This is a genomic window from Pseudomonas sp. CJQ_9 (genome assembly GCF_043106615.1).
Lineage (GTDB): Bacteria > Pseudomonadota > Gammaproteobacteria > Pseudomonadales > Pseudomonadaceae > Aquipseudomonas > Aquipseudomonas juntendi.
This window is the reverse complement of sequence record NZ_JBICMS010000055.1, coordinates 1-23,605: the sequence shown is the minus strand read 5'-3', so window position 1 is coordinate 23,605 and position 23,605 is coordinate 1. Positions and strand designations below refer to the sequence as shown.

At 64.5% G+C, this 23,605-nt stretch carries 23 protein-coding genes; 10 read left to right on the top strand and 13 right to left on the bottom strand.

Annotated elements, in window-relative coordinates:
• The first annotated feature begins 3 nt into the window (after nucleotides 1-3).
• On the top strand, nucleotides 4-618 hold the full coding sequence (locus ACF8SD_RS10065) for a 2-hydroxychromene-2-carboxylate isomerase (RefSeq protein WP_392484836.1): 615 nt from the start codon (nucleotides 4-6) through the stop codon (nucleotides 616-618).
• On the opposite strand, the gene ACF8SD_RS10060 is transcribed toward ACF8SD_RS10065, so the two are convergent.
• The 5 genes from ACF8SD_RS10060 to ACF8SD_RS10040 all read right to left on the bottom strand — a co-directional run bounded on the left by ACF8SD_RS10060 (nucleotide 555) and on the right by ACF8SD_RS10040 (nucleotide 4,358).
• Nucleotides 555-872 carry a hypothetical protein gene (locus ACF8SD_RS10060; protein ID WP_173889456.1) on the bottom strand — a complete coding sequence of 106 codons (318 nt, stop codon included), beginning with the start codon at nucleotides 870-872 and terminating at the stop codon, nucleotides 555-557. The two genes, ACF8SD_RS10065 and ACF8SD_RS10060, sit on opposite strands and share 64 nt — an antisense overlap.
• A 4-nt stretch (nucleotides 873-876) precedes the next feature.
• A complete protein-coding gene (locus tag ACF8SD_RS10055; RefSeq protein WP_003248033.1) occupies nucleotides 877-1,422 on the bottom strand; it encodes a cupin domain-containing protein in 546 nt (181 codons plus the stop codon).
• An 81-nt stretch (nucleotides 1,423-1,503) separates the two neighbouring features.
• On the bottom strand, nucleotides 1,504-2,709 hold the full coding sequence (locus ACF8SD_RS10050) for an MFS transporter (protein ID WP_173889454.1): 1,206 nt from the start codon (nucleotides 2,707-2,709) through the stop codon (nucleotides 1,504-1,506).
• Nucleotides 2,710-2,781: 72 nt separating this feature from the next.
• Nucleotides 2,782-3,315 carry a cytochrome b gene (locus ACF8SD_RS10045; protein WP_392484835.1) on the bottom strand — a complete coding sequence of 178 codons (534 nt, stop codon included), beginning with the start codon at nucleotides 3,313-3,315 and terminating at the stop codon, nucleotides 2,782-2,784.
• Nucleotides 3,312-4,358, bottom strand: coding sequence for a catalase family peroxidase (locus ACF8SD_RS10040; protein ID WP_392484834.1), 1,047 nt, complete (start codon nucleotides 4,356-4,358; stop codon nucleotides 3,312-3,314). The genes ACF8SD_RS10045 and ACF8SD_RS10040 overlap by 4 nt, the downstream gene beginning before the upstream one ends.
• Nucleotides 4,359-4,487: 129 nt before the next feature.
• Here ACF8SD_RS10040 and ACF8SD_RS10035 point away from each other — a divergent pair, with 129 nt between their 5' ends.
• Together ACF8SD_RS10035 and ACF8SD_RS10030 are read left to right on the top strand one after the other, a co-directional pair.
• Nucleotides 4,488-5,009 (top strand): sigma-70 family RNA polymerase sigma factor, encoded by a 522-nt coding sequence (locus ACF8SD_RS10035; protein WP_392484833.1) that lies wholly within the window; start codon nucleotides 4,488-4,490, stop codon nucleotides 5,007-5,009.
• On the top strand, nucleotides 5,006-5,758 hold the full coding sequence (locus ACF8SD_RS10030; protein ID WP_173889449.1) for an anti-sigma factor: 753 nt from the start codon (nucleotides 5,006-5,008) through the stop codon (nucleotides 5,756-5,758). The genes ACF8SD_RS10035 and ACF8SD_RS10030 overlap by 4 nt, the downstream gene beginning before the upstream one ends.
• Before the next feature lie 69 nt (nucleotides 5,759-5,827).
• Here the strand turns inward: ACF8SD_RS10030 and xthA are convergent, their stop codons facing one another.
• Entirely contained in the window at nucleotides 5,828-6,640 is an 813-nt protein-coding gene (xthA, locus tag ACF8SD_RS10025) for an exodeoxyribonuclease III (RefSeq protein WP_392484832.1), read from the bottom strand.
• A 162-nt stretch (nucleotides 6,641-6,802) separates the two neighbouring features.
• Here xthA and ACF8SD_RS10020 point away from each other — a divergent pair, with 162 nt between their 5' ends.
• From ACF8SD_RS10020 to ACF8SD_RS10010, 3 genes are read left to right on the top strand one after another with little or no spacing between them, the layout of a single operon-like run.
• Nucleotides 6,803-7,453: a GNAT family N-acetyltransferase gene (locus tag ACF8SD_RS10020; RefSeq protein WP_173889445.1), complete on the top strand. Its 651-nt coding sequence runs from the start codon at nucleotides 6,803-6,805 to the stop codon at nucleotides 7,451-7,453.
• 52 nt (nucleotides 7,454-7,505) lie between these two features.
• Nucleotides 7,506-9,248, top strand: coding sequence for an autotransporter assembly complex family protein (locus ACF8SD_RS10015; protein WP_392484831.1), 1,743 nt, complete (start codon nucleotides 7,506-7,508; stop codon nucleotides 9,246-9,248).
• Complete coding sequence (locus ACF8SD_RS10010) at nucleotides 9,245-12,919, top strand: translocation/assembly module TamB domain-containing protein (protein ID WP_173889442.1); 3,675 nt, start codon at nucleotides 9,245-9,247, stop codon at nucleotides 12,917-12,919. The genes ACF8SD_RS10015 and ACF8SD_RS10010 overlap by 4 nt, the downstream gene beginning before the upstream one ends.
• A 19-nt stretch (nucleotides 12,920-12,938) precedes the next feature.
• Here ACF8SD_RS10010 and ACF8SD_RS10005 read toward each other — a convergent pair whose 3' ends face one another.
• From ACF8SD_RS10005 to ACF8SD_RS09990, 4 genes are all read right to left on the bottom strand, one after another.
• A complete protein-coding gene (locus ACF8SD_RS10005; RefSeq protein ID WP_009682168.1) occupies nucleotides 12,939-13,493 on the bottom strand; it encodes a DUF2589 domain-containing protein in 555 nt (184 codons plus the stop codon).
• Between the two features lie 84 nt (nucleotides 13,494-13,577).
• On the bottom strand, nucleotides 13,578-14,285 hold the full coding sequence (locus ACF8SD_RS10000) for a DUF2589 domain-containing protein (protein ID WP_054904393.1): 708 nt from the start codon (nucleotides 14,283-14,285) through the stop codon (nucleotides 13,578-13,580).
• Between the two features lie 60 nt (nucleotides 14,286-14,345).
• On the bottom strand, nucleotides 14,346-14,726 hold the full coding sequence (locus tag ACF8SD_RS09995) for a Mor transcription activator family protein (RefSeq protein ID WP_029884845.1): 381 nt from the start codon (nucleotides 14,724-14,726) through the stop codon (nucleotides 14,346-14,348).
• Between the two features lie 250 nt (nucleotides 14,727-14,976).
• The gene (locus tag ACF8SD_RS09990) at nucleotides 14,977-15,435 is read right to left on the bottom strand and encodes a hypothetical protein (RefSeq protein ID WP_173889440.1); all 459 of its coding nucleotides are present in this window, start codon (nucleotides 15,433-15,435) and stop codon (nucleotides 14,977-14,979) included.
• Nucleotides 15,436-15,586: 151 nt separating this feature from the next.
• Here ACF8SD_RS09990 and ACF8SD_RS09985 point away from each other — a divergent pair, with 151 nt between their 5' ends.
• Entirely contained in the window at nucleotides 15,587-15,775 is a 189-nt protein-coding gene (locus ACF8SD_RS09985) for a hypothetical protein (protein ID WP_003248064.1), read from the top strand.
• 36 nt (nucleotides 15,776-15,811) lie between these two features.
• Here ACF8SD_RS09985 and ACF8SD_RS09980 read toward each other — a convergent pair whose 3' ends face one another.
• Entirely contained in the window at nucleotides 15,812-16,186 is a 375-nt protein-coding gene (locus tag ACF8SD_RS09980; RefSeq protein ID WP_173889439.1) for a fe2+ zn2+ uptake regulation protein, read from the bottom strand.
• 196 nt (nucleotides 16,187-16,382) lie between these two features.
• Between ACF8SD_RS09980 and ACF8SD_RS09975 the strand changes: the two genes are divergently transcribed.
• Entirely contained in the window at nucleotides 16,383-18,692 is a 2,310-nt protein-coding gene (locus ACF8SD_RS09975; RefSeq protein WP_392484830.1) for an acylase, read from the top strand.
• Nucleotides 18,693-18,791: 99 nt separating this feature from the next.
• On the opposite strand, the gene ACF8SD_RS09970 is transcribed toward ACF8SD_RS09975, so the two are convergent.
• Both ACF8SD_RS09970 and ACF8SD_RS09965 read right to left on the bottom strand, forming a co-directional pair.
• A complete protein-coding gene (locus ACF8SD_RS09970) occupies nucleotides 18,792-19,514 on the bottom strand; it encodes a UDP-2,3-diacylglucosamine diphosphatase (RefSeq protein ID WP_392484829.1) in 723 nt (240 codons plus the stop codon).
• Entirely contained in the window at nucleotides 19,511-20,011 is a 501-nt protein-coding gene (locus ACF8SD_RS09965; protein ID WP_392484828.1) for a peptidylprolyl isomerase, read from the bottom strand. Before ACF8SD_RS09965 ends, ACF8SD_RS09970 begins: the two co-directional genes overlap by 4 nt.
• A gap of 248 nt (nucleotides 20,012-20,259) precedes the next feature.
• Here ACF8SD_RS09965 and ACF8SD_RS09960 point away from each other — a divergent pair, with 248 nt between their 5' ends.
• Both ACF8SD_RS09960 and cysS read left to right on the top strand, forming a co-directional pair.
• Complete coding sequence (locus tag ACF8SD_RS09960; protein ID WP_009682158.1) at nucleotides 20,260-21,963, top strand: glutamine--tRNA ligase/YqeY domain fusion protein; 1,704 nt, start codon at nucleotides 20,260-20,262, stop codon at nucleotides 21,961-21,963.
• A 9-nt stretch (nucleotides 21,964-21,972) separates the two neighbouring features.
• Nucleotides 21,973-23,355, top strand: a complete 1,383-nt coding sequence (gene cysS / locus ACF8SD_RS09955; RefSeq protein WP_009682157.1) for a cysteine--tRNA ligase — start codon at nucleotides 21,973-21,975, stop codon at nucleotides 23,353-23,355.
• The last annotated feature ends 250 nt before the right edge of the window (nucleotides 23,356-23,605 follow it).

Below are 23,605 nucleotides of genomic sequence, written 5' to 3'. Positions count from 1 at the left end.
ACCATGCACAAGCACGTCGATTTCTACTTTGATCTGGGTAGCCCAGCCAGTTACCTGGCCTGGACCCAGCTGCCGGCACTATGCGCCCGCCACGGCGCAACGCTGCACTACCGGCCAATGCTCCTGGGCGGGGTCTTCCAGGCCACGGGCAACGCCTCGCCAGCGATGATCCCCGCCAAAGGGCGCTACATGTTCGCCGACCTGGCGCGCTTTGCCGCCCGCTACGGGGTGCCGTTTGGGCTGCCGCCGGCTTTTCCGGTCAATACGCTGCACCTGATGCGAGGCGTCATGGGTACGCAGTTGCGTTCGCCGGAGCGTTTCGAGGGGCTGCTGGCGGTGTTGTTCAAGGGTTTGTTTGTCCAGCAGCGCAACCTGAGCGATGTGGCGGTACTGGACGCCACCCTGGCTGAAGGCGGTTTTGACCCACACGCGTTTCACGCACTGGCAGCAGATGACCAAATCAAGGCAGCACTGCGGCAGGCGACCGAGGTAGCGGTGCAGCGGGGGGTATTTGGTGCGCCGACGTGCTTTGTCGGCGAAGACATGTTCTTCGGTCAGGACCGCCTGGACTTCGTCGAGGCAGCGCTGCAGCAGGGGGCGAGCAGCCCTTCCAGCTGAGTGCGTTCCCACTGGCTGAGCAGATCGCAGGGGTTGCTGCCATACCGTTGCCAGGCATCAAGCCCGGCCTGCGCCCCGCACGGGGCCGTGCAGTGGATGCACTGGGCAAGGACCTCGCTGTCCAGCGCGAGGGTCAGTTGCCAGCCGTCGATGATCACGTCCACCAGAGCGTGGTCATGGCGCTGGGCTATCGACAGGGTATGGACACCGAGCGCTGCGTCACGCAGGCGTTGATAGACCACCCGGCTGTTCATGCCGTCAGAAGTTCGCCGGGGTATTGGCGCTGATGATCTCGGCCTCGTCCGGGCCGATGTTCTTGAAGCTGTGCGGCAGCGTGGTGGGGATGTAGTAGCCATCACCCGAGTTGAGCACGCTGACCTGGCCGTCGACCCACAGCTCCACAGTCCCCCGCGTGACCAGCCCGCATTCTTCGCCTTCGGCATGCACGATCGGTTCGCCCGAGTCTGCGCCAGGCGCGTACAGCTCACGCAGCATGCGCATCTGCCGGCCTTCGACACTGGCACCGACCAACAGCATGCGCAAGCCGTTCCGGCCAAGGTCTGGCTGCTCGCCGCCGCGGAACACATAGCGCTCTTCACGTACCGGCTCGTCGAAGCTGAAAAACTCCGCCAGGCTCATGGGAATGCCTTCAAGGAGCTTTTTCAAGGAGCTGACCGAAGGGCTCACGCGGTTCTGTTCGATCTGCGAGATCGTCGAGTTGGTCAGCCCGCTACGGCGGGCCAATTCCCGTTGGGAGAGGTTGTTGCGTTCCCGCACCAGTTTGAGTCGCGTCCCCGTGTCCATAGCCGCCTTGTAATCAGAGGTGTTTAAAATAACGAGCGATGCGCATTAAAACATACTCTGCCGCGTTGCGCGCTGTGCTTCTCAACGCCTTTGTTCACGCGGGATTGGCCACAGCCCGACCAGCAACAACAGCGTTGCCACGGCCAGGAAGGGCAAGCGCGGGTCCACGGCATAGACCAAGGTCCCGGCCAGTGGCCCGATAACCGCCCCCATGCCCTGGGCTGCACCTATGGAGCCGGCCGTGGCGCCTTGCTCGCTGGCCTGCATGGCATTGGCGGCCAGGGCCGAAAATGCCGGGAATACAAAACCCATGCCCGCCGCCGCCACAAAGTAGCAGGCCCATAGCCATGGGGCCGTGGTCGCCAGCGCGCCGCTGGCAAAGCCCAGCGCCGAAACCGTGGCACCGACCCGGATCATCTTCAGCGGTGGCCACTGCAGCTGGCGCAGCATGACCTGGGCCAGCATCAGCGCCACACCCACGGTGGTGAGGGCAATGCCGGCAGCCTGGGCGGCCTGGGCTGGCCCCAGCTGCAGGCGGTCAAGGGCGAAGAAGCCGACGGTGATCTGCGACACGGTCACACTCAGCATGGCGCTGAATGCCACCAGCAACGGCCGGCGCAGGCGGGGGTCGTTGAGCCTGACCGGGGTGGGCGGCTGGCTGTGTGCAAGCGCCTGTGGCTTCAGGGCCAATAGCAGCACAACGAAGGCGCTGGCAGGGAGCAGCGACATGACCAGAAACGGCAGGCTCAGGCTATGCCGCGCCAACAGCGCTGCCAGGGCTGGGCCGACCACCAGGCCCACGGCGTTGGCCGCCCCCAGCGAAGCCATGGCCCGTGCCCGCTGCTGCGGCCCGACATGGTCGGCGATCAGGGCGTTGCAGCCGACCGGAATGGCGGCATAGAAGGCACCGATGCAAGCGCGTGCGACCATCAGGCCGATGAAGGCCATTGTTGCACCTGGCATCCAGCGCAGTGCACCTTCGACAAACAGGCACAACAGCCAGTAGGCCAAGGTGAAACCCGCGCTACCCAGCAGCAGTACGCGCCGACGGCCAAGGCGGTCAGCTGCGCGGCCCCACGGGCGGGCCAGCAACACCCAGACCACGCCGGCCACGGTAATGGCGGCGCCGGCTTGCCAGGTGGCCATGCCCAACTGGCGGGCGATCGGGCCGATCAAGGCGACGAAGGCCATCATCGACATCGTACAGGCCATGTTGGCCAGCAGCAGCGGGCGTAGATCAAGGGTGCTGGCTAGGCTGAGCGTTGCAGGATCCTTTGCGAGGGTCATGGGGTTTCCAGGGCAGTAGGGCCGGTGACAGCCGGTCATTGATGGAGGTCGACCGCCCTGGGCTGCCTCAGATCATTGATTGCGGCGCAGGGGGCCAGGCCACATGCTACGCAACACGCCGTCGCGGCGCACCCACGCATGCATCAGCGCCGCGCCTACATGGACCAATACGGTGGCGAACAGCAAGTAGCCCGCCCAACCATGGGCCTGGCGCAGCACGGCATACAGCTGCAGGTTGTGCGGCGCGATCGCGGGCAGGCCCAGCGGGCGCGGGTAGTCGCCGGCAGACAGCATGGCCCAGCCCAGCAGCGGCATCGCCAGCATCAGGCCATAAAGTGCCAGGTGCGATGCGCCGGCAGCCCAGCGCTGCACGGTTGGCAGGTCTGCAGGCAGTGGCGGGTGAGGTAAGGCCAGACGCACGCCGATACGCAGCACGACCAGCACCAGCAACGCCAGGCCTGTGGCCTTGTGCAGGCTTATCAGTACAGGGTGGCGCAGTGACAGGTCGGCAACCATGGTAACGCCGATGAACAGCATGGCCAGGATCAGCACGGCCATCAACCAATGCAGCGCGCGGGCAAGGGGGTGGAAGGCTTCGGGCTTCATGGGCGGGCTCCGGTGCCGAGCGATTCACGGCTGCGGCGGTTGAAAGATTCCGAATAGGCGGCGGAACGGGCGGCGAGGATCGGGTCGTTGGAGGCTTCGATACCTTGCGGCAGGATCAGTGGGTCGAAGTTGATGTCGCGGCAGGCCCCTTGCTCAGGTGCATCGACCTGCTCCAGCACCAGGATGCCGGCGTCTACGCTGCGCCGCTCCGCAGGCCAGGGGCGGGCCGGGTCATCCACCGCATCGCCCGGTTCCGCCAGCACCAGGCGCAGGGTCCAGCGCAACGGGCCTTGGGCCAGGCGCTGCTGCAAGTCGTGCTGGAGGAACAACTTGTCGTCGACCTGCCCAGGCAACGCGGCGAACGGCGCCTGTGGCTCCAGCTGCCAGCGTACCGGGTGGGCCGCGCCGGCTGCGTCGATCAGGCGGAAGGCATTGATGCTGTGGTACTGCGTGTTGGCGAAGCTGTCACTGGGCTTGTAACTGGCCGCCCATTGCCGAAACGCTGCGCTTTCCGGGTGCGCGGCGAAGAACGCCTGCAGCTTGGCCGGGTCGGGTTTGCCGGTAGCCTTGACCGGTGCGCTGGCCAGCACCTGCTCGTAGAACCCTTGGGGGTTGCTGACGGCAAGCACCGGCGGGTTGTTCATGCCGGTGCGCCAGACCTGGCCGTCATCGGTGCTCAGCTCAATTGCCAGGCTGCGGACTGGTATGCCGGTGTCCGGGGCGAACGGGTTGGCCCCGCCGATGGCGAAACGGCCGATGACCGGCACCCGCGGCTGGCTGAATGCGCGCGCCGTGGACAGGCTGGCCGCCTGGCCGCTGGGCTGGAAGTAACCGCTGACGCACAGCCCCTTGGCGTGGTTCTTGCGGTAGCCGGGGTAGTGCCCGGCCTGGGCCTCGAAGGTGTCGATGATGCGTTGCGGGGTCAACTGCGGTTGGCCCAGCCAGCCTGCGGCATACGCGAAGCCGGCACCTGCTGCCAGCATCACGGCGCCGATGGCGGCCAGGCGCAAGGCCTTGGCCGGGCCGTGCAAAGGTGAGTTCATGGTGTGCGTCCGGTTCAGTGAAGGTGCCAGTACGACGGGGTAGCGCGCTATTTATTCCCGCGGGGGGAATAAAATAGGTCTGCACGCGTCTGCCCATTACACTGACTGCCCCATAGGCCGGACCTGACCATGCACGACCTGGACAACCAGCAGTGGCGCGAGCTGCTCGCCCGCTTGCGCCGCTTTGCCTTATGGCTGACCCGTGAACCGGGCAGCGCCGACGACCTGGTGCAGGCTACCGTCGAGCGCGCCCTGAGCCGACGCGACCAGCAGCGCGACGCGCAGGCGCTGCGTGCCTGGCTGTTCACCATCCTGTATCGCTTGTACCTGGACGGCAAACGCCGCGAACGCCTGCATGCGCGCTGGCTGTGCTGGTTCGGTCGGGCCGAGCGCGATGACGAAGCCGTTGGTGACAACCTTGAAGCGATCATCCTGGCCCAGGCTGACTTGCAAGCGTTTTCCCGGCTGAGCGCCGAGCAGCGTGCCTTGCTGTTGCTGGTCAGCGTCGAGGGCCTGAGCTACAAGGAGGCCGCCCAGGCCCTGGGCATTCCTATCGGCACGGTAATGTCGCGCCTGTCGCGGGCGCGCAATGCCTTGCGTGAACTGACCGAAGGCTCACCCCAGCCACCGGCCTTGCGGAGATTGAAATGACGCGCCTTATCCCCACCGAAGATGAACTGCACGCTTATGTCGATGAGCGCCTGGACCCGGCGCGGCGCGCCGAGGTGCAGGCCTGGCTGGCGGCCAACCCGCAGGCGGCGGCACGTGTGGAAGGCTGGCGCGCCGATGCCCGGCGGCTGCGCACGGCGCTGGCCGGGCTTGGCGAGCCGGCCAGTGCCCCCGCGCTGGAACTGGGCCAGCTGCGGCGGCAACTGCGCCAACGCCGGCAGCGGCGCTGGGCGGCGGCAGCGGCCGTGGTGCTGGCCCTGGGTGTAGGGGGCTTGGGCGGCTGGCAGGCCCGCGATGCTACCCTGGCCAACGCCGAGCTGCCGATGGCCGATGCCGTGCAGGCGCACAAGTTGTTCGCCGCCAGCCAGGCGCTGGATATCCAGGCCAGCGACCCGGGGCAGTTGCGCGATTGGCTGGGCCGGCACTTCAACCGTGTCGGGCAGTTGCCAGACCTGGCGGGCTATGGCTTCAAACCGGTGGGCGCGCGGTTGCTCAGCAACGAGCAAGGGCCCGCAGCCTTGCTGGTGTTCGAGGACGGCAAGGGCCAGCGTATCAGCCTGTTCATGCGTTCACCCAGCGAAGGCTTTCGGCGCATGCCGAACGGGCAACGGGTCGATGGCCAGCTGGAGGCGCGATATTGGTCGCATGGGGCGTACAACTTTGCCTTGGTCAGCGCGGCGGACGATGTGCGCGGGGCGGGGGTAGGCGAGGTGCTGCGCCTGGGGTTGTAACCCAGGCTTTGCCGGCGCGGCCTTGTGTCGCGATCGAGCCGCCCCGGCAGGCATGTTGCGGTCACACGGTCAGCTCAACTCAAGCCAGATCGGTGCATGATCGGACGGCTTTTCCATCCCGCGCAGTTCATAATCCACGCCTGCCGCCATGATCCGCGGCACCAGCGCTTGCGAGGCCATGATCAGGTCGATGCGCAGGCCGCGCTTGGGCTCGTCTTCAAAGCCGCGGCTACGGTAGTCGAACCAGCTGAAACGGTCGTTCACGTCTGGGTACAGGTGGCGGAAACTGTCCACCAGGCCCCAGCCTTTCAAGCGCTCCATCCATTCGCGCTCTTCCGGCAGGAAACTGCACTTGCCGGTCTTCAGCCAGCGCTTGGCATTGTCCGGGCCAATGCCGATGTCGCAGTCCTGCGGCGAGATGTTCATGTCGCCCATCACCAGCACTGGCTGGTCGTTGCGAAACTGGCTTTCCAGCAGTGCCTGCAGGTCGCTGTAGAAGCGCTGCTTGGCCGGGAACTTGGTGGGGTGGTCGCGGCTTTCGCCTTGGGGGAAATAGCCATTCATGATGGTGATCGGGTTGCCCTGGGCGTCGGCGAAGGTGCCCCAGATGAAGCGGCGCTGGGCGTCTTCTTCATCGCCGGCAAAGCCTTTGTGCAGGCTGAGCGGCGCCTGGCGGGAGAGCAGGGCGACACCGTAGTGGCCCTTCTGCCCGTGGTAGTGCACGTGGTAACCCAGCGCCTGCACGTCGGCCAACGGGAACTGCTCGTCGCTGACCTTGGTTTCCTGCAGGCCGATCACGTCTGGTTGGTGCTTGTCGATCAGCGCTGCCAGCTGGTGCGGGCGGGCTCGCAGGCCGTTGATGTTGAAACAGACGATCTTCATGGAAAGACAATCCCGGTAAAAGGCGCGATGCTAGCGGACATCGCCGGCGATCACCAGCGTGGCGGGGCCAAAGGCCTGCTGCTAACGTGCTGTAAGGGTGGAACGAAGCGCGGAGCGCAACCTCCAAGGCTCTGAACGCCCATTCCAGGAGGTCTGCCCGCAATGCCCGAAACCACAGCCGCTCCCGCCCGTGTCTGCCTGCTCGATGATGGTTACAGCCGCGAGGTACGGTCGCTGCTGTACAACGCCTACCGCAACGAACCCACTTTTGCCTACATTTTCGAAGCCCAGCGCCCAGGCTATGAGCGCCGCCTGCGGGTGATGGTGCGTGAATGGGTACGCCAGCACTTCTACCTGCAACTGCCTGCGATCGGCTTGTTGGTGGACGATCGCCTGGTGGCTGTGGCCCTGATCGTGCCCCCGCTGCGCCGCTTGGGTGTGGCGGACAGTTGGGCCTGGCGCCTGCGCATGATGCTCGGCACCGGCCTGCGCTGCACGCGGCGCTACATGGACTACCAGGCCGCTTTGTCGACCTGCCTGCCCAGTGATCAGGTGCATGTGCTGCCACTGCTGGGGGTGCACCCGCAGTTTCAAGGCAAGCAGTACGGCGAACAATTGTTACAAGCTGTGCATGACTGGTGCGCCGAAGACCCCGGTACTCAAGGCGTGGTGCTGGACACGGGCAATGAGCACTATCTGGCGTTTTACCAGCGCCAGGGCTACGAAGAAATTGGTGAGGTGGCCATAGGGCCGATCCGGGAACGGGTATTCTTTCACCCAAACCCCGTGGCTTCGACATCCGCTTTGGCCTGAACAGGCCGCAAGGCGGCTCCCTTGAGCGTTCGGGTCTGGTAGCATTCGCCGCATGACGTATTCAGGAAGATTGACCTGGGGCCTGGTTATCTGGGCGGCCAGTTTTGCAGCATGGGGCCAGAGCGAATTGCTGGTGCAGGTGAAACCGGCCAACAAGGCGCTCAAGGCCAATGTCGAAGGCTATATAGGCTCACTGGGTGACCGCGATGAAGAAGCACTGTTGCGCTTCAGTCGTGGTGCAGAGGAGCAGGCGCGCAAAGCCGCGCAGGCACTTGGCTACTATCAGGCGCAGATCGACAGCGAGGTCAAGCCTGCCAGCGATGCCGACCATTCTGCGCAGTTGATCCTCAGCATCAACCCGGGAGAGCCGATTCGGCTGCGCAACGTCACGGTGCGCATCGAGGGCCCGGCCAGTGACATGAAGGCCTTTCGGGTACCCGACAGCCGGGCGCTGCGCCCGGGTGAACAGCTCAACCACGGTACCTACGAGGATGCCAAGCGGCTGATCCAGAACCAGGCGTCGCGTTACGGCTTTTTCAGCGGGCGCTTCAGCCGCCAGCGCCTGGCGGTGGACCCGCTGGCCGGGGTGGCCGATATCGAACTGGTCTACCAAAGTGGCCCGCGCTACCGCCTTGGCGCAGTCACCTTTGGCGGCGACACGCCGCTGGACGAGGACCTGCTGCAGCGCATGGTGTCGTTCAAGCCGGGTACCCCGTACGACTCGGAGCTGATCGCCGAACTGAACAACGACCTGCAGTCGAGCGGTTATTTCGACGGGGTACGCGTGGATGCGGCGCCCACCGCCGCGGTGGGGGAAGACATACCGGTGGACGTGCGCCTGGAAACCCGCAAACCCCGCACCATGGGGCTGGGCCTGGGGTACTCCACCGACGTCGGGCCGCGCGGCAAGGCCAACTGGACCCGTCACTGGGTCAACCCGCAAGGCCACAGCTATGGCTGGGAAACCGAGCTGTCGGCGCCGCGTCAGAACGTGGGGTTGTGGTACGACATACCCCTCGACCCGCCGTTGACCGACAAGTTGCGCTTTGCCGGCGGCTATCAGAATGAAGAGCTTGCCGGTACCGACACCCTCAGCAAGCTGCTGACGGTGGGCCCCGAGTGGCACAGCAAGCTGCCCAGCGGTTGGCAACGGGTCATCTCGCTGAAATACCAACGCGAAGAGTACCGCCTGGGCGACGACAGCGGGTTGAGCAACCTGCTGATGCCCGGCGTTAGCTACTCGTTCCTGCGCAGTGACAACCGCATCGACCCGCACAATGGCTACCGCCTGCAATTCGATGTGCAGGTGGCCAAGGAAGGGCTGGTGTCGGACACCAACTTGCTGCACGGCAACGTGCTGCTCAAGGGCCTGACCACCCTGGGCCACAACCACCGCTTGCTTGGCCGCGTGCAGTTCGGCGGCAGCGCAACCAACGGTTTCAAGAACAATATCCCGCCGTCGCTGCGCTTCTTTGCCGGTGGCGACCAGAGCGTGCGCGGTTACGACTACCAGACCCTGTCGCCGGAAAACAGCGACGGTGACCGTATTGGCGGGCGTTACCTGGTGGCCGGCAGTGTCGAGTACCAGTACTCGCTGACCGAGAAGTGGCGGCTTGCCACGTTCGTCGACCAAGGCAACTCGTTCAACGACCTGGAACTGCCCAGCCTGAAAACCGGGGTCGGTTTTGGTGTGCGCTGGGTGTCGCCGGTGGGGCCGCTGCGCCTGGACCTGGCCAAGGCGCTGGATGACGACGGTGGCATTCGCCTGCACTTTTCCATGGGGCCCGAGTTGTGAAACGCGTAATCAGATATACCTTGCTGGGCCTGGCTGGATTACTGGCGGGCCTGGGCCTGGCCCTAGGCTTGCTGCTGGGTACCGAGGCCGGCAGCCGCTGGGCGCTGGGCAAGGTTCCAGGTTTGCAGGTCACCGACTTCCAGGGCCGCCTGGGGGGCAGTTGGCAAGCCAGCCGGGTGAGCTGGGCCGACGCCGGTAGCACGGTCGAGCTGCAGGCCCCGCAGTTGGCCTGGTCGCCTGCCTGCCTGCTGCGCGCCACCTTGTGCATCGACCGCTTGCAGGCACAGCGCATCGACATGGCCTTTGCCCCAAGCACCGAGCCGGCCGACAGCGGCCCACTGCAATTGCCGGCACTGCGCCTGCCGGTGGCCATCGAACTGGGCGAGGTGAAGGTGGGGCAGTTGCGCCTGGACGGCAGCGACCTGCTGGGCGACGTGCAGCTTGCAGCGCACTGGACCCGCGGCGGGATGCAGATCGACAGCCTGCACCTGCAGCGCGACGACCTGCTGTTGAACCTGCAAGGCCATATCCAGCCCGAAGGCGACTGGCCGACAACGCTGCAGGCGAAACTGCAGCTGCCGGCAGTAGAGGGCAAGCCCTGGCAGCTGGCGTTGAACGCCGAGGGTGAACTGCAAAAGACCTTGAACCTCTCGGGAGCCAGCAGCGGCTACCTGGACGCTACGTTGAGCGGCACGCTGCAGGCCCTGGCCGAGCACCTGCCTGCGACGTTGCAGATCCGTTCCGAAGCGTTCAAGCCGGCCGCTTCCTTGCCTGACACCTTGCAGTTGAACCAGCTCGATCTGGCAGCCAAAGGCGACCTGCTCAAGGGCTATCAGCTGTCGGGTAGCGCCAACCTGCCCGCAGAACAATCGCCGATCGCGCTGGCGTTGTCCGGCCTGGTCGACAGCAAGGGCGCCAGGCTCGACGCCCTCGACCTTACCGCCGGCGACACCCAGCGCGTCAAGCTGCAAGCCACGGCAGACTGGCAGCAAGGCCTGACCGCCGATGCCCAGCTGGACTGGCAGGATTTTCCCTGGCTGCGCCTGTATCCGCTGGAAACGCCGCCACAGGTTACCCTCAAGCGCTTCAATACCCGTGTGCATTACCGTGATGGCAAGTATCAGGGGACCTTTGCCGGTGATCTTGACGGCCCGGCAGGGGCGTTCACCCTGGCCAGCCCTTTCGAAGGCGACCTGGATCAGGTCAGGCTGCCACAATTGGCGCTCACCGCCGGCCAGGGCAAGGCTGCCGGCAGTGTTGCAGTGCGCTTTGCCGATACCCTGGCGTGGGATGTCGACTTGCAACTGTCTGCACTCGACCCGGCCTACTGGCTGGCCGAGCTGCCTGGCACCCTTGCGGGGCCATTGCGGACCAAAGGCGAGCTGAAGGATGACGTGCTGAGCCTGGATGCCCAGCTTGACCTCAAGGGGCGCTTGCGCGGCCAGCCGGCTGTGTTCAAGGCCGAGGCACAAGGGGCCGGGCAGCGCTGGACACTGGGTGCGCTGGCGATCCAGCTGGGGGACAACCGTATCAATGGCAGTGGCAGCCTGCAGCAGCGCCTGGCCGGGCGCATCGACCTCGACTTGCCCCGCCTGGGCCAGCTGTGGCCCCGGCTGCAAGGCCAGGTCAAGGGGCGCGTGGATGTCGCCGGCACGCTGCAGGCGCCGCAAGGCACCCTGACGTTGCAGGGCCAGCGCCTGGCACAGGCTGAGAACCGCCTGCAACAACTGAACCTGGATGCCAAGCTCGACAGCGCCCAGCGTGGGGTGGTCGAGCTCAAGGCCACCGGCATTCACCTGGGTGACACGGCACTGGGCACGTTGCAGGCCAGCGGCAAGGGTGACATTCGCCAGCAGGCCCTGAACCTGGCCCTGAACGGCCCGCAGCTCAAGCTTGACCTGGGGCTGGATGGCCAGTTGAGCAAGGGCGACTGGCGCGGGCGACTGGCCAGCGGGCGAGTCCAGGCCGGTGGCCAGGACTGGCAGTTGCAGGCCCCGGCGCGGTTGCAGCGGCTGGCCAACGGCCAGCTCGATTTCGGTGCCCACTGCTGGCGCTCTGGCCAGGCCAGCCTGTGTGGCGATGACCAACGCCTGGCGCCGGAGCCGCGCTTGCGCTACCACCTCAAGCAGTTCCCGCTGGGCAGCCTGGCGCAGTGGCTGCCCAAGGACTTCGCCTGGCAGGGGCTGCTCAACGCCGACATCAGCCTGGATATACCGGCCAGTGGCCCCAAGGGTAGCGTGGTGGTCGATGCCAGTGGCGGCACCCTGCGCGTGCGCGACAAAGGCCGCTGGATCGACTTCCCGTATCAGGCCCTGCGCCTGGACAGTACCCTGGCACCGCGGCGTATCGACACGCGCCTGGTATTCCGTGGCGAGCGGCTGGGTGAGCTGAACGTCAACACCCGGCTCGACCCGCTGGGCAAGAACAAGCCACTGTCGGGTGATTTCCGCCTGGCGGGCCTGGACCTCTCGGTGGCCCGGCCCTTCGTGCCGATGGTCGAGCGGTTGGCCGGCCAGCTCAATGGCAGCGGCCAGCTCTCGGGTACCTTGCTGGCACCGCAGGTCAACGGCAACCTGGCGCTCAGTGGCGGCGAAATCAGCGGCGCAGAGCTGCCAGCCAGCCTGCAGGCACTGTCTGTGCAGGCGCAGATCGCCGGTGAGCAGGTGCGCCTGGAAGGCGATTGGCGCAGCGGCGAAGCAGGGCGCGGGCAGTTGAGCGGCAACCTCACTTGGGGCCAGGCGCTGGGCATGGACGTGCGCTTGCAAGGCCAGCAACTGCCGATCACGGTGGAGCCCTATGCCACGCTGGAGGTCGCCCCGGACCTGACCTTGCGTTTGATCGACGACAAACTGGCGGTGACCGGCAAAGTGCTGGTGCCCAAAGGCAAGATCACCGTGCGCGAATTACCGCCTTCTACCGTCAAGGTCTCGGACGATACGGTCATCGTTGGCCGCCAGACCGAGGAGGGCAAGCCACCCATGGCGATGGCCATGGACATTGACGTCGAAGTGGGCCAGGACAAGCTGTCGTTCACCGGCTTTGGCCTTACCGCCAACCTGCTTGGCCATGTACACATCGGTGACAACCTCGACACACGGGGTGAGCTGAGCCTGGCCGATGGTCGCTACCGCGCCTACGGCCAGCGCCTGACTATCCGCCGCGCCCGCCTGCTGTTCGCCGGGCCGATCGACCAGCCTTACCTGGACATCGAGGCCATCCGCAAGGTAGACGATGTGATTGCCGGTATTCGCTTGAGTGGCAGTGCCGAACAGCCGACCAGCCAGGTGTTTTCGGAGCCGGCCATGAGCCAGGAGCAGGCATTGTCCTATCTGGTGCTGGGGCGGCCGTTGGGCACCTCCGGCGAGGACAACAACATGCTCGCCGAAGCGGCACTGGGCCTTGGCCTGGCCGGCAGCGCCGGTATCACCGGTAGCTTGGCGTCCAGCCTGGGCATCGACGACTTCCAGCTGGATACCGAAGGCTCGGGCAATACCACCAGCGTGGTGGCCAGTGGCAACCTCACCGAGAAGCTGAGCCTTCGTTACGGGGTAGGGGTGTTCGAGCCAGCGAACACCATTGCTTTGCGTTACAAGTTGAGCAAGAAGGTCTACCTGGAGGCGGCCAGCGGTTTGGCCAGCTCCCTGGATATCTTCTACAAGCGCGACTTCTAGGTTGAACGCAGCGGCGCCGTCAACGGACGGTGGCCGCGTCGATGAACTCATTGCTGTCGGGTGAGGGTGGCGGGGTGGGGGCGCGTACCGGGGTGATCAGGCTGGTGTACTCCTCGATCAGCCGGTTCAGCGCTTCAGGCGGCTCACTGGCCTGGAACTGCATGCGGATCTGCACTTCGTCAGGGTCTCGGCTGTCGCCCTGGCGACCCTGGCCACCGATGGTGACCTTGAAGCTGGCGGCCTTGTTCTCGCTGGTGGGCAGTAATGCCGGCTGTGCTTCGGTGCCTTTGACACGCACCGACAGGTCAACCTGCATGCGCTCCAGCGCCAGGCCTTTGGGCGACACCAGGGCGAACAGCGGTACACGCATGATGTGCTGGCCGTCCATGGCCACTTCCACCATCTTGGCTTTCATGGGGGCGCCCAACGCTTCGCTGTCACACTCGAAGAACTGGTCGAACAGGTTGATGTACTGCTGCGCGATCAGGCTGTTGGTGGCACTGGCGGCTTCTTGCAGGCCGCGAGTGATCTCGCGCAGGTCGATTGAAGTCATGGGCGCGGGGGCCTTGTCCATTGCGTGGGTTCCTCAGGCCAGAATGGCCCCTTGTTGCTGATCAAGGGGCCAGGCGGAAGTGAGCGAAAAACATCAAGGTTTGGTTCAACCTTTTTTGTCAGCTTTGTCCGTGGGTTTGTTTGCAGCGCCGGGTGCTTTGTCGTTTTCCACCTTGAGCCCCGGTGTGTCGGCTGCCGGGTTCTTGAGGGTATCGCGCTGCGAGATCTGGTCTGGGCTTTCCAGGGCGGCGTTTTTGACCACCGTAGGTTTGGTCGCAGCGTCGGTGAGGAACTCGATCAAGCGCATGACCGCTTCCGGCGGCTCTTGGCGTTTGAGTGTGGTATTGAATGCATAGCGGGCGCGGGTATCGGTTTTGCGGGTTTGCGTGGATTTGTGGCTGACGCTGCCCCTGACGTTGAGCTTGAACGGCCCCCAGCCGATCGAGCCGCTTGCAGTGGCGTTCATGTCCTTGCTGGTCACGTCCTCCGACATCTGGTTGATGACCAGCTCGAATTCGACATTACCCTCCTCGATGGTAATGTTCGGGTGGGTAATGGCCGCCAGCAGCGGCACCTTCATGGTCTTGCTGACCACACCTTTGTATTCGCCCTGTTCGTCGACGATGGTTTCGTCATAGTCGAACTGGATGGCCACGGCCTTGCCGTTCTGGATGCATACCTGCATCAGGAAGTCGGCGTACGATTTACTCGCGGTAACCTGCGCCTGGACCATGGCTTGCAGGGGGCCGGCGATCATGCGATCCATGGGCAGGGCATTGATGACCGAGCCAATGAGGCTGTTGTCTATCGACATAGTGGGATGCTCTTTCTAGTGGGTTGGCGCCGCCGAGGGTGGTCTGGGCGGCAGGGGGGTTCAGCGGGCGCACGCCTCCTGGCGGCGGATGTTGCCAATCTGGCGCAGGCTCAGGCCGTACTTGTTGGCCAGCAGGCTGCGGGACAGGCCGTTGGCGCTTTCTTTCTGGATTTGCTGGTTACGCAGTTGGCGCAGGAAGTGGTCTGCCTTGGGAATCTCCAGGGCTACCCCGGCAAAGCGCTTTATCAGCGCATCGAGCGCTTCGGGCGGGAGTACGTCGGCGAGCTTGGTGCGCTCGCGGTGCTTGGGGATGTACTTGGGCCTGCCGCCGAACGCGCAGGTCAGCTGGTAGGCGTTGTCGATGCCGATGCAGGTGATCAGTGCCTGCAACGAGTGGGGCAATTGGCTGATATCGATCTGGCTCAAGTCTGGCGTTTGCATGTGGCGCTCCTTCGGGATAAGGGGATATGCGACCCGATCACCCGTGGCGTTATGTCGAAGGGTGTGAGCAAATTCTGTGCGACAGCCAAGGCGTGTCGCTAGGCGGCATATGGGTTGGCGGTTGTAGTTTCGGTGAACAGGTTTTGCAGGCAGCAATATCCGCGGATGTAGGAAATGGCGTTGTCGGTAGGCTGCATCGGGTGATTTCTCGCTCGCTCACTGCCGTTTTTAACGGAAGGGTGCTCAACCCTCAGTCGCAGGGAAAACTGCTCAGCAGACTGGCGCTGTGCAGGTAGGCTTGCGGCGCGGTTCGCATGCCTGCAGGCAACGTTCGCCAATCCACCAGCAGGCACAGGCTGTGCAAGGGCTGCCCATCACGCTGGCCGATCACCTGCCCGTCAAAGCTGCGTCGGTACAGGGCCTGGGACTGGCGTACGGCCTGCACCTGGTCGGCCTGGGCCAGGGTTTCGCGGGCCAGGCGGGGAAGGCGGGTGGTGGGCACGGTGAAGTTCACCGGCCTGTTGTTCCCGTCCAGGTAGCCGGCCTGGCGTACCCGTTGCCACAGCTGCTGCCATTGGCTGCTGCCGGCGTGGGTCGCGAGCTCGCGGCCCAGCTCCAGCAAGTGCTCGGCGGGTACCTGCTGGGTATCCAGGGCATGAACGTAGAAGGGGGAGAAAAACAGCGAAGTGAGGAGCAAGGGTTTGTACACGGTGCCTCCGGCATGGGTGCTTGGAGGTCTCATGCTTTCAGGCTGTCACCGCCTGACCCAGCAGGAAATGCAGCGCCGGGGCCGGTGGCCGTTGTATCATTGCCGCCGCTCATTGCGAGCCATTTGCCCCTGATGTTGCAAGGAACCTTCGATGACACACGTGCAGCGCCTCAAATATTCACTTCTGATCATACTGGTCGTACTGGGCCTGATGCTGGGCCTGTCCCACCTGCAGAAGCAGGGCACTATCAGTGAACAGACGTTCCAGATGCTGGCCATCGCCATTGCCGTGGTGGTGGTGGTGATCAATGGCATCCTGCGGCGCAAGGTCAAGCCTTGACCTGCGCGGGCCGGCCAAGCCTGGCCGGCCAGGCGTTCAGCGCGCGGGCACTTGTTCCAGTATGGCGCGTGCCTGCGGGGCAAGGCTGTAGCACTTGTCGCTGCCCAGCTGGATCACCCCCTCGCTGCACAGGCGCTTGAGCACTTCGCGCACGCTGAGGAACGACAGCGGAATATCCAGTTGCTCCAGTTGCGCATGCACGCCACGCACGCCAATGCTGCGGCCATTGCGGTCGGCGGCGTGCAGGGCGTCGATTACCTTCAGGCGGATCAGGCTGGTGCGCAGGCCGAAGGTGCGCAGCAATTCACGGATCTGCTCGTTGCCGGTGCGTTCGTCAGCAAATGCGCCCTGTCCCTTGGGCGCCTTGCCTGGGGCGCGCCCAGCCAGTAATGAGGGTTGCGGGTTGTACATGTGAATGCTCCTTTTCGTGGACGAACCCGAAATGTGGTTGCCTCACTTACTAGGACGAATGAGATCGCAAAAACTGCAACGCACGCGTTAAAAAAATGCCTGTTTTTCATCAAGACGTTCCATCGCCCTGTAAAACGTAAAATTTTCATCTGGCCATTCGTCTGAACGGGATAACCCGCGACCCCGAGGAATGCCCGTGTTTTCACTGTTCCGCCCCATGACATGCGCCAGCCTGGCGACCGCCCTGGTGGCCTATAGCGCCACTGCGCCGGCGCAGCCTGCTGCAGCCGACGCCAGCGCCCAGATCCGCCGCACCAGCTTCGGCGTGCCGCACATCGTGGCCAAGGACGAGCGCGGCCTGGGCTACGGTGTCGGCTATGCCTACGCCCAGGACAACCTGTGCCTGCTGGCCAATGAAGTGTTGACCGTCAATGGCGAGCGCTCGCGGTACTTCGGCGCCACGGGCAAGACCCTGGAGCAACGCGACAACCTCAGCAGCGACCTGTTCTTCACCTGGCTCAACAGCCCGGCCGCTGTCGGCGCTTTCCTCCAGGCGCAGCCGGCGCCGGTACAGGCACTGCTGGCCGGTTATGCCAGTGGCTATAACCGGGCGCTGGCCGAGCGCCGCCGCCAGGGCTTGCCGGCCGAGTGCGGAACGGGTGAGTGGGTGCGGCCGATCAGCAGCCAGGACCTGGTCAAGCTGACCCGCCGCTTGCTGGCCGAAGGCGGGGTTGGGCAGTTCGTGGAGGCACTGGCGGGGGCGCATCCGCCAGGGGCAAGCAGCCAGCTCGCGGCCGCCGGCTATGCCACCGCCCTGGCCCGGCAGGCGCGGTTTGCCACGGAGCGTGGCAGCAATGCCGTGGCGGTGGGTGCCCAGCGCTCGGCCAATAGCCATGGCCTGTTGCTGGCCAACCCGCATTTCCCGTGGGTGGGTGGCATGCGCTTCTACCAGATGCACTTGACCATCCCCGGCCAGCTTGATGTCATGGGCGCGGCACTGCCAGGCCTGCCGCTGATCAACATCGGTTTCAATCAACACCTGGCGTGGACCCATACCGTCGATACCTCCAAACACTTCACCCTCTATCGCCTGCAGCTCGATCCCAAGGACCCGACCCGTTACCTGCTCGACGGCGAGTCATTGCCGCTGGCCCGGCAAACCGTCAGCGTGGCAGTCAAGGGTGAGGATGGGCGACTGAGCCAGGTACAGCGTGAGGTCTACAGCTCGCAGTTCGGTCCGGTGGTGCAATGGCCTGGCCGCCTGGACTGGGACGCTCATGCGGCCTACAGCCTGCGTGACGCTAATCTGGACAACACCCGCGTGCTGCAGCAGTGGAACCAGATCAACCGGGCCGAAAGCCTGGCGGCCATGCGCGGCTCGGTCGAGCAATTGCAGGGCATCCCCTGGGTCAACACCATTGCCGTGGACCAGGCGGGCAGGGCCTTGTACCTGAACCAGTCAGTGGTGCCTTATGTGGACCAGCAGATGCTCGACAGTTGCAGCAACCCGCAAGCGCCGGGCAGCCTGGTGGTGCTGGACGGCTCACGCAGCGCCTGCCGGTGGAAGGTCGATGCACAGGCGGCACAACCGGGTATTTTCCCGGCAAGGTTGCTGCCAAGCCTTGAGCGCGACGATTACGTGCAAAACTCCAACGACCCGGCGTGGCTGGCCAACCCGGCGCAGCCCCTGACCGGGTTTTCGCCGTTGGTCAGCCGCAGTGACCAGCCGTTGGGCATGCGCGGCCGTTTTGCCCTGCAGCGCTTGCAGGGCAAAGCGCGGTTGGGCGTCGATGACCTGCAGCGCATGGTCACTGACGACGAAGTCTATCTGGCCAGCCTGGTGCTGCCGGACTTGCTGCAATGGTGCCAGGGCGCCAGTGCAGACGTGCAGGCCCTATGCACCAGCCTGGCGAACTGGGATGGCAAGGCCGACCTCGAGAGCGGCGTTGGCCTGGTGCATTTCCACAACCTGGTCACGGCCTTGGCTGAGCACCCGGGCAGCTGGCGGGTTGCGTTCGACCCGGCTGACCCGCAACACACCCCGCGCGGGCTGGCCGTGGAGCAGGCGGCCGTGCGCAAGCGGGTGCACGAGGCGGCACTGGCCTCACTGCAGCAGGTGGCCGAGAGCGGTTTGGCGCCACAGGTGAAGTGGGGGCAGGTGCAGCAGGCACTCGATGGCACGCCGGTGCCGGGCGGCCCGCAGGCCTTGGGGGTATACAACGCGATGTACAGTGTGCCGCACGGGCAGGGCAAGCGCCTGGTGGTCAGTGGTACCAGTTATCTGCAATTGGTCAGTTTCACCGACAAGGGGCCAGAGGCCCGCGGGTTACTGGCGTTTTCGCAGTCCAGCGAGGCGGCATCGGCACACGCCAGTGACCAGACCAAGGCCTTTGCGGCCAAGCAGCTGGCGGTAATTCCCTTTACCGAGGCGCAGATCAAGGCTGACCCGCAGTACCGCGAAGTGGTGATCAGTGAAGCCGACAAGGGCGCAATGGCACAGCACTAAGGCGATTGGCTCGAACGCCGGCGAGCCAGCGCCCACAAGCTCCCCACCGTATTGAAGGCCTGGTGGGAATTGGGGGCCGGCTTGCCGGCGACGTTGCCTTCAGGAAAAGTCGAACGGCGCCAGCTGAAACCCTTGCTCGTCAACCTGCAAGGCCCAGCCCCGGCGGTCCCAGTCGCCCAGCACGATGCGCCGGGCCGGTTGGCCGTCCACGACCAGCTTGTGAATCGCTGGCCGATGGGTATGGCCATGCACCAGGGTGCGCACGCCATGCGCCGCCATTACCTTGGGCACTTCCTCTGGCGTGACGTCGACGATTTCAGTGGATTTCATCCGCCCCTGGGCGCGGCTTTCGCTGCGCAGCTTGCGTGCGAGTTTGTAGCGAGCCGACAGCGGCAGGTGGCGCAGAACCCACAGGCTCAGCGGGTTGCGCAGCAGGCGGCGCATTTTCATGTAGCCCACGTCGCGGGTGCACAAGGTGTCGCCGTGCATCAGCAATACCTGCTCACCGCCCAGCTCGATCACGCAGGGGTCTTCGAGCAACGTGCAGCCGGCCGCCTCGCAGAAACGCTGGCCAAGCAGGAAGTCACGGTTGCCATGCATCAGGTAGATGGCCGTGCCGCTGTCGCCAAGCTGCCGCAGGGCACGGCAGATCGACTGCTGGAACGGCGTCATGGCATCGTCGCCTATCCAGGCCTCGAAGAAATCGCCAAGAATGTACAGCGCCTGGGCGTGGCGCGCGCGGCCATCGAGCAGATCTAGAAACGCCCGGGTAATGTCCGGGCGTTCTTCTTGCAGGTGCAGATCAGAGATCAGCAGAATCACTCAATGATCTCGGCTTTCTCGATGATCACGTCGTCTTTCGGCACGTCCTGGTGGCCGGCTTTGGAACCGGTGGCGACTTTCTCGATGGCATCGACCACTTCACGGCCTTCGATCACTTCACCGAACACCGCGTAGCCCCAGCCCTGCACATTCTTGCCGCTGTGGTTGAGGAAGTCGTTGTCGGCAGCGTTGATGAAGAACTGGGCCGAGGCAGAGTGCGGTTCCATGGTGCGGGCCATGGCGATGCTGTACTTGGTGTTCTTCAGGCCGTTGTCAGCTTCGTTCTGGATGCTGGCGCGGGTTTTCTTCTGGCTCATGCCAGGCGCGAAGCCACCGCCCTGGATCATGAAACGTTTGATCACACGGTGGAACACGGTGTTGTCGAAATGGCCGTCTTTGACGTATTGAACGAAGTTCTCAACAGTTTGCGGAGCTTTTTCGGCGTTCAGTTGCAGGACGATATCGCCGTGGTTGGTGCTCAGTTTGACTTTGGACATGCTGAAATTCGCTCTTTCAAGGCATACGGGAATGAGGGCGCGCAGGGCGCGTGCTTACACCTGACGCAGGCTCGGGCGCTCGCGACACATGGCGCGCATTGGCCATTTTGCCACGCCACGGCAAAAAGCCGTGATAAATCACGCCAGTTTATCCGGGCCCGACTGTCGGCAGCTTGACTGCTTCGGCTATGATAGGCCCTTTGATTCAATCGGCCTACCCAGGCCGGACACGTGCATTCAAGGATCCTATGAGCAAGCCCACTGCCGACAACGCGCCCAACGCCGCTGCCAAAGGCGCCCCCGCTGTCCCTGCGAACTTCCTGCGGCCGATCATCCAGGCCGACCTGGATTCGGGCAAGCACAGCAGCATCGTCACCCGCTTCCCGCCGGAGCCCAATGGCTACCTGCACATCGGTCACGCCAAGTCGATCTGCGTCAACTTCGGCCTGGCCAAGGAATTCGGTGGCGCCTGTCACTTGCGTTTCGACGACACCAACCCGGCCAAGGAAGACCAGGAGTACATCGACGCCATCCAGCGCGACGTCAAATGGCTGGGTTTCGACTGGGCCGGTGATGTGCGCTATGCCTCCGACTACTTCGACCAGTTGCACGACTGGGCGGTCGAGCTGATCAAGCGCGGCAAGGCCTATGTCTGCGACCTCACCCCCGAGCAGGCCAAGGAATACCGCGGCAACCTCAAGGAGCCAGGCAAGAACAGCCCGTTCCGCGACCGTAGCGTGGAAGAAAACCTCGACCTGTTCGCCCGTATGAAAGCCGGTGAATTCCAGGACGGCGAGCGCGTGCTGCGGGCCAAGATCGACATGGCCTCGCCGAACATGAACCTGCGCGATCCGATCCTGTACCGCATCCGCCATGCCCACCACCACCAGACCGGTGACAAGTGGTGCATCTACCCCAACTACGACTTCACCCACGGCCAGTCGGACGCCATCGAGGGCATCACCCACTCGATCTGCACCCTGGAATTCGAAGGCCACCGCCCGCTGTACGACTGGTTCCTCGATAACCTGCCCGTGCCGGCACACCCGCGCCAGTACGAGTTCAGCCGGCTGAACCTTAACTACACCATCACTTCCAAGCGCAAGCTCAAGCAGTTGGTGGACGAAAAGCACGTCGACGCCTGGGACGACCCGCGCATGTCGACCTTGTCCGGCTTCCGCCGCCGTGGCTACACCCCAGCCTCGATCCGCAACTTCTGCGAAATGATCGGCACCAACCGGTCCGATGGCGTGGTCGACATGTCGATGCTCGAGTTCAGCATCCGTGACGACCTGGATCGCACCGCACCGCGTGCCATGTGCGTGCTGCGCCCGCTGAAGGTGGTCATTACCAACTACCCGCAGGGCCAGGTCGAGCAACTGGAGCTGCCACGCCACCCGAAGGAAGACATGGGCGTGCGTGTGCTGCCGTTCTCCCGCGAGCTGTACATCGACCGCGACGACTTCATGGAAACGCCGCCCAAGGGCTACAAGCGCCTCGAGCCAGCCGGTGAGGTGCGCCTGCGGGGCAGCTACGTGATCCGTGCCGACGAAGCCATCAAGGACGCCGACGGCAACATCGTCGAGCTGCATTGCTCGTACGACCCGGACACCCTGGGCAAGAACCCGGAAGGCCGCAAGGTCAAAGGCGTGATCCACTGGGTGCCGGCCGAAGGCAGCGTCGAGTGCGAAGTGCGCCTGTACGATCGCCTGTTCCGCTCGGCCAACCCGGAAAAGACCGAAGAGGGCGGCAGCTTCCTCGACAACATCAACCCCGACTCGCTGCAAGTGCTCAGCGGTTGCCGTGCCGAGCCGTCGTTGGCCCAGGCGCAGCCCGAGGACCGCTTCCAGTTCGAGCGCGAAGGCTACTTCTGCGCCGACCTGAAAGACAGCCAGCCGGGCCGCCCGGTGTTCAACCGCACCGTCACCCTGCGTGACTCCTGGGGCAGCTGAGGAACCGCCGTGCTAACCATCTACAACACCCTGACCAAAGCCAAGGAAACCTTCAAGCCGCTGGATGGCAACAAGGTGCGCATGTACGTCTGCGGCATGACCGTGTACGACTACTGCCACCTGGGCCACGGCCGCAGCATGGTGGCGTTCGACCTGGTCACCCGCTGGCTGCGCAAGAGCGGTTACGAACTGACCTATGTGCGCAATATCACCGACATCGATGACAAGATCATCAACCGGGCCAACGAGAACGGCGAAAGCTTCGACGCCCTGACGGCGCGCATGATTGACGCGATGCACGAAGACGAGCGCCGCCTGAACATCCTGCCGCCAGACCAAGAGCCACGGGCCACCGACCATATCGCCGGCATGCACGCGATGATCCAGACCCTGATCGACAAGGGGTATGCCTACGCGCCGGGCAATGGCGACGTGTACTACCGCGTCGGCAAGTTCGTGGGCTACGGCAAGTTGTCGCGCAAGAAGATCGAAGACCTGCGCATTGGCGCCCGCATCGAGGTCGACGAGGCCAAGCAAGACCCGCTCGATTTCGTGTTGTGGAAGGGCGTGAAACCGGGCGAGCCAAGCTGGGAGTCGCCATGGGGCCCGGGCCGTCCGGGCTGGCACATCGAGTGCTCGGTGATGTCCACCTGCTGCCTGGGTGAGAGCTTCGACATTCATGGTGGCGGCAGCGACCTGGAGTTCCCGCACCACGAGAACGAGATTGCCCAGAGCGAGGCGGCCACCGGCAAGCAGTACGCCAACGCCTGGATGCACTGCGGCATGATCCGTATCAATGGCGAGAAGATGTCGAAGTCGCTGAACAACTTCTTCACCATCCGTGATGTGCTCGAGAAGTACCACCCGGAGGTGGTTCGCTACCTGCTGGTGGCCAGCCACTACCGCAGTGCCATCAACTATTCGGAAGACAGCCTGCGCGACGCCAAGGGCGCCCTGGAACGCTTCTACCACGCCTTGCGCGGTCTGCCACGCGTGGCGGCCAAGGGCGGCGAGGCCTTTGTCGAGCGCTTCAGCGTGGCGATGAATGATGACTTTGGCACCCCCGAGGCCTGCGCTGTGCTGTTCGACCTGGTGCGTGAGATCAACCGCCTGCGCGACAGCGATGTAGACGCTGCTGCCGGCCTGGCCGGTCGCCTGCGGGAGCTGGGTGATGTGCTGGGTGTGCTGCAGCTGGACGCCGATGACTTCCTGCGTGCGGGCGCCGAAGGCAAGGTCGACGCGGCCGAGGTCGAGGGCCTGATCCAGGCGCGCCTGCAGGCGCGGGCAGACAAGAACTGGGCCGAGTCCGACCGCATTCGCGACCAGCTGACCGCCATGGGCGTGGTGCTGGAAGACAGCAAGGGTGCCACTACCTGGCGTCTGGCTGACTGATCGGTGCAATGGGGGCCGCTTTGCGGCCCATCGCGACACAAGGCCGCAATGCCGGACTCGAAGATGACACGGTTCTTGTGGGAGCGGGCGTGCCCGCGAACACCGGCGAAGCCGGTGCCAGACACCGCGTCGCCTGCTTCGCGGGCAAGCCCGCTCCCACAATGAATCGCGCAGGCTTTTCAAATTTGGAGAAAGGCCGTTGCGCCTCCAGGTGATTGGATAACCCTAAGCGGCCCTGTTCTTGTGGGAG

Coding starts and splice junctions, on each gene's coding strand:
- ACF8SD_RS10015 (WP_392484831.1), top strand. CDS start 7,506: ATGACGTATTCAGGAAGATTGACCTGGGGCCTGGTTATCTGGGCGGCC.
- xthA (WP_392484832.1), bottom strand. CDS start 6,640: ATGAAGATCGTCTGTTTCAACATCAACGGCCTGCGAGCCCGCCCGCAC.
- ACF8SD_RS10020 (WP_173889445.1), top strand. CDS start 6,803: ATGCCCGAAACCACAGCCGCTCCCGCCCGTGTCTGCCTGCTCGATGAT.
- ACF8SD_RS10040 (WP_392484834.1), bottom strand. CDS start 4,358: ATGAACTCACCTTTGCACGGCCCGGCCAAGGCCTTGCGCCTGGCCGCC.
- ACF8SD_RS09980 (WP_173889439.1), bottom strand. CDS start 16,186: ATGTACAACCCGCAACCCTCATTACTGGCTGGGCGCGCCCCAGGCAAG.
- ACF8SD_RS10005 (WP_009682168.1), bottom strand. CDS start 13,493: ATGGACAAGGCCCCCGCGCCCATGACTTCAATCGACCTGCGCGAGATC.
- ACF8SD_RS10050 (WP_173889454.1), bottom strand. CDS start 2,709: ATGACCCTCGCAAAGGATCCTGCAACGCTCAGCCTAGCCAGCACCCTT.
- ACF8SD_RS10030 (WP_173889449.1), top strand. CDS start 5,006: ATGACGCGCCTTATCCCCACCGAAGATGAACTGCACGCTTATGTCGAT.
- ACF8SD_RS09995 (WP_029884845.1), bottom strand. CDS start 14,726: ATGCAAACGCCAGACTTGAGCCAGATCGATATCAGCCAATTGCCCCAC.
- ACF8SD_RS10035 (WP_392484833.1), top strand. CDS start 4,488: ATGCACGACCTGGACAACCAGCAGTGGCGCGAGCTGCTCGCCCGCTTG.
- ACF8SD_RS10060 (WP_173889456.1), bottom strand. CDS start 872: ATGAACAGCCGGGTGGTCTATCAACGCCTGCGTGACGCAGCGCTCGGT.
- ACF8SD_RS09965 (WP_392484828.1), bottom strand. CDS start 20,011: ATGTCCAAAGTCAAACTGAGCACCAACCACGGCGATATCGTCCTGCAA.
- ACF8SD_RS09985 (WP_003248064.1), top strand. CDS start 15,587: ATGACACACGTGCAGCGCCTCAAATATTCACTTCTGATCATACTGGTC.
- ACF8SD_RS09960 (WP_009682158.1), top strand. CDS start 20,260: ATGAGCAAGCCCACTGCCGACAACGCGCCCAACGCCGCTGCCAAAGGC.
- ACF8SD_RS10055 (WP_003248033.1), bottom strand. CDS start 1,422: ATGGACACGGGGACGCGACTCAAACTGGTGCGGGAACGCAACAACCTC.
- ACF8SD_RS10000 (WP_054904393.1), bottom strand. CDS start 14,285: ATGTCGATAGACAACAGCCTCATTGGCTCGGTCATCAATGCCCTGCCC.
- ACF8SD_RS10065 (WP_392484836.1), top strand. CDS start 4: ATGCACAAGCACGTCGATTTCTACTTTGATCTGGGTAGCCCAGCCAGT.
- ACF8SD_RS10045 (WP_392484835.1), bottom strand. CDS start 3,315: ATGAAGCCCGAAGCCTTCCACCCCCTTGCCCGCGCGCTGCATTGGTTG.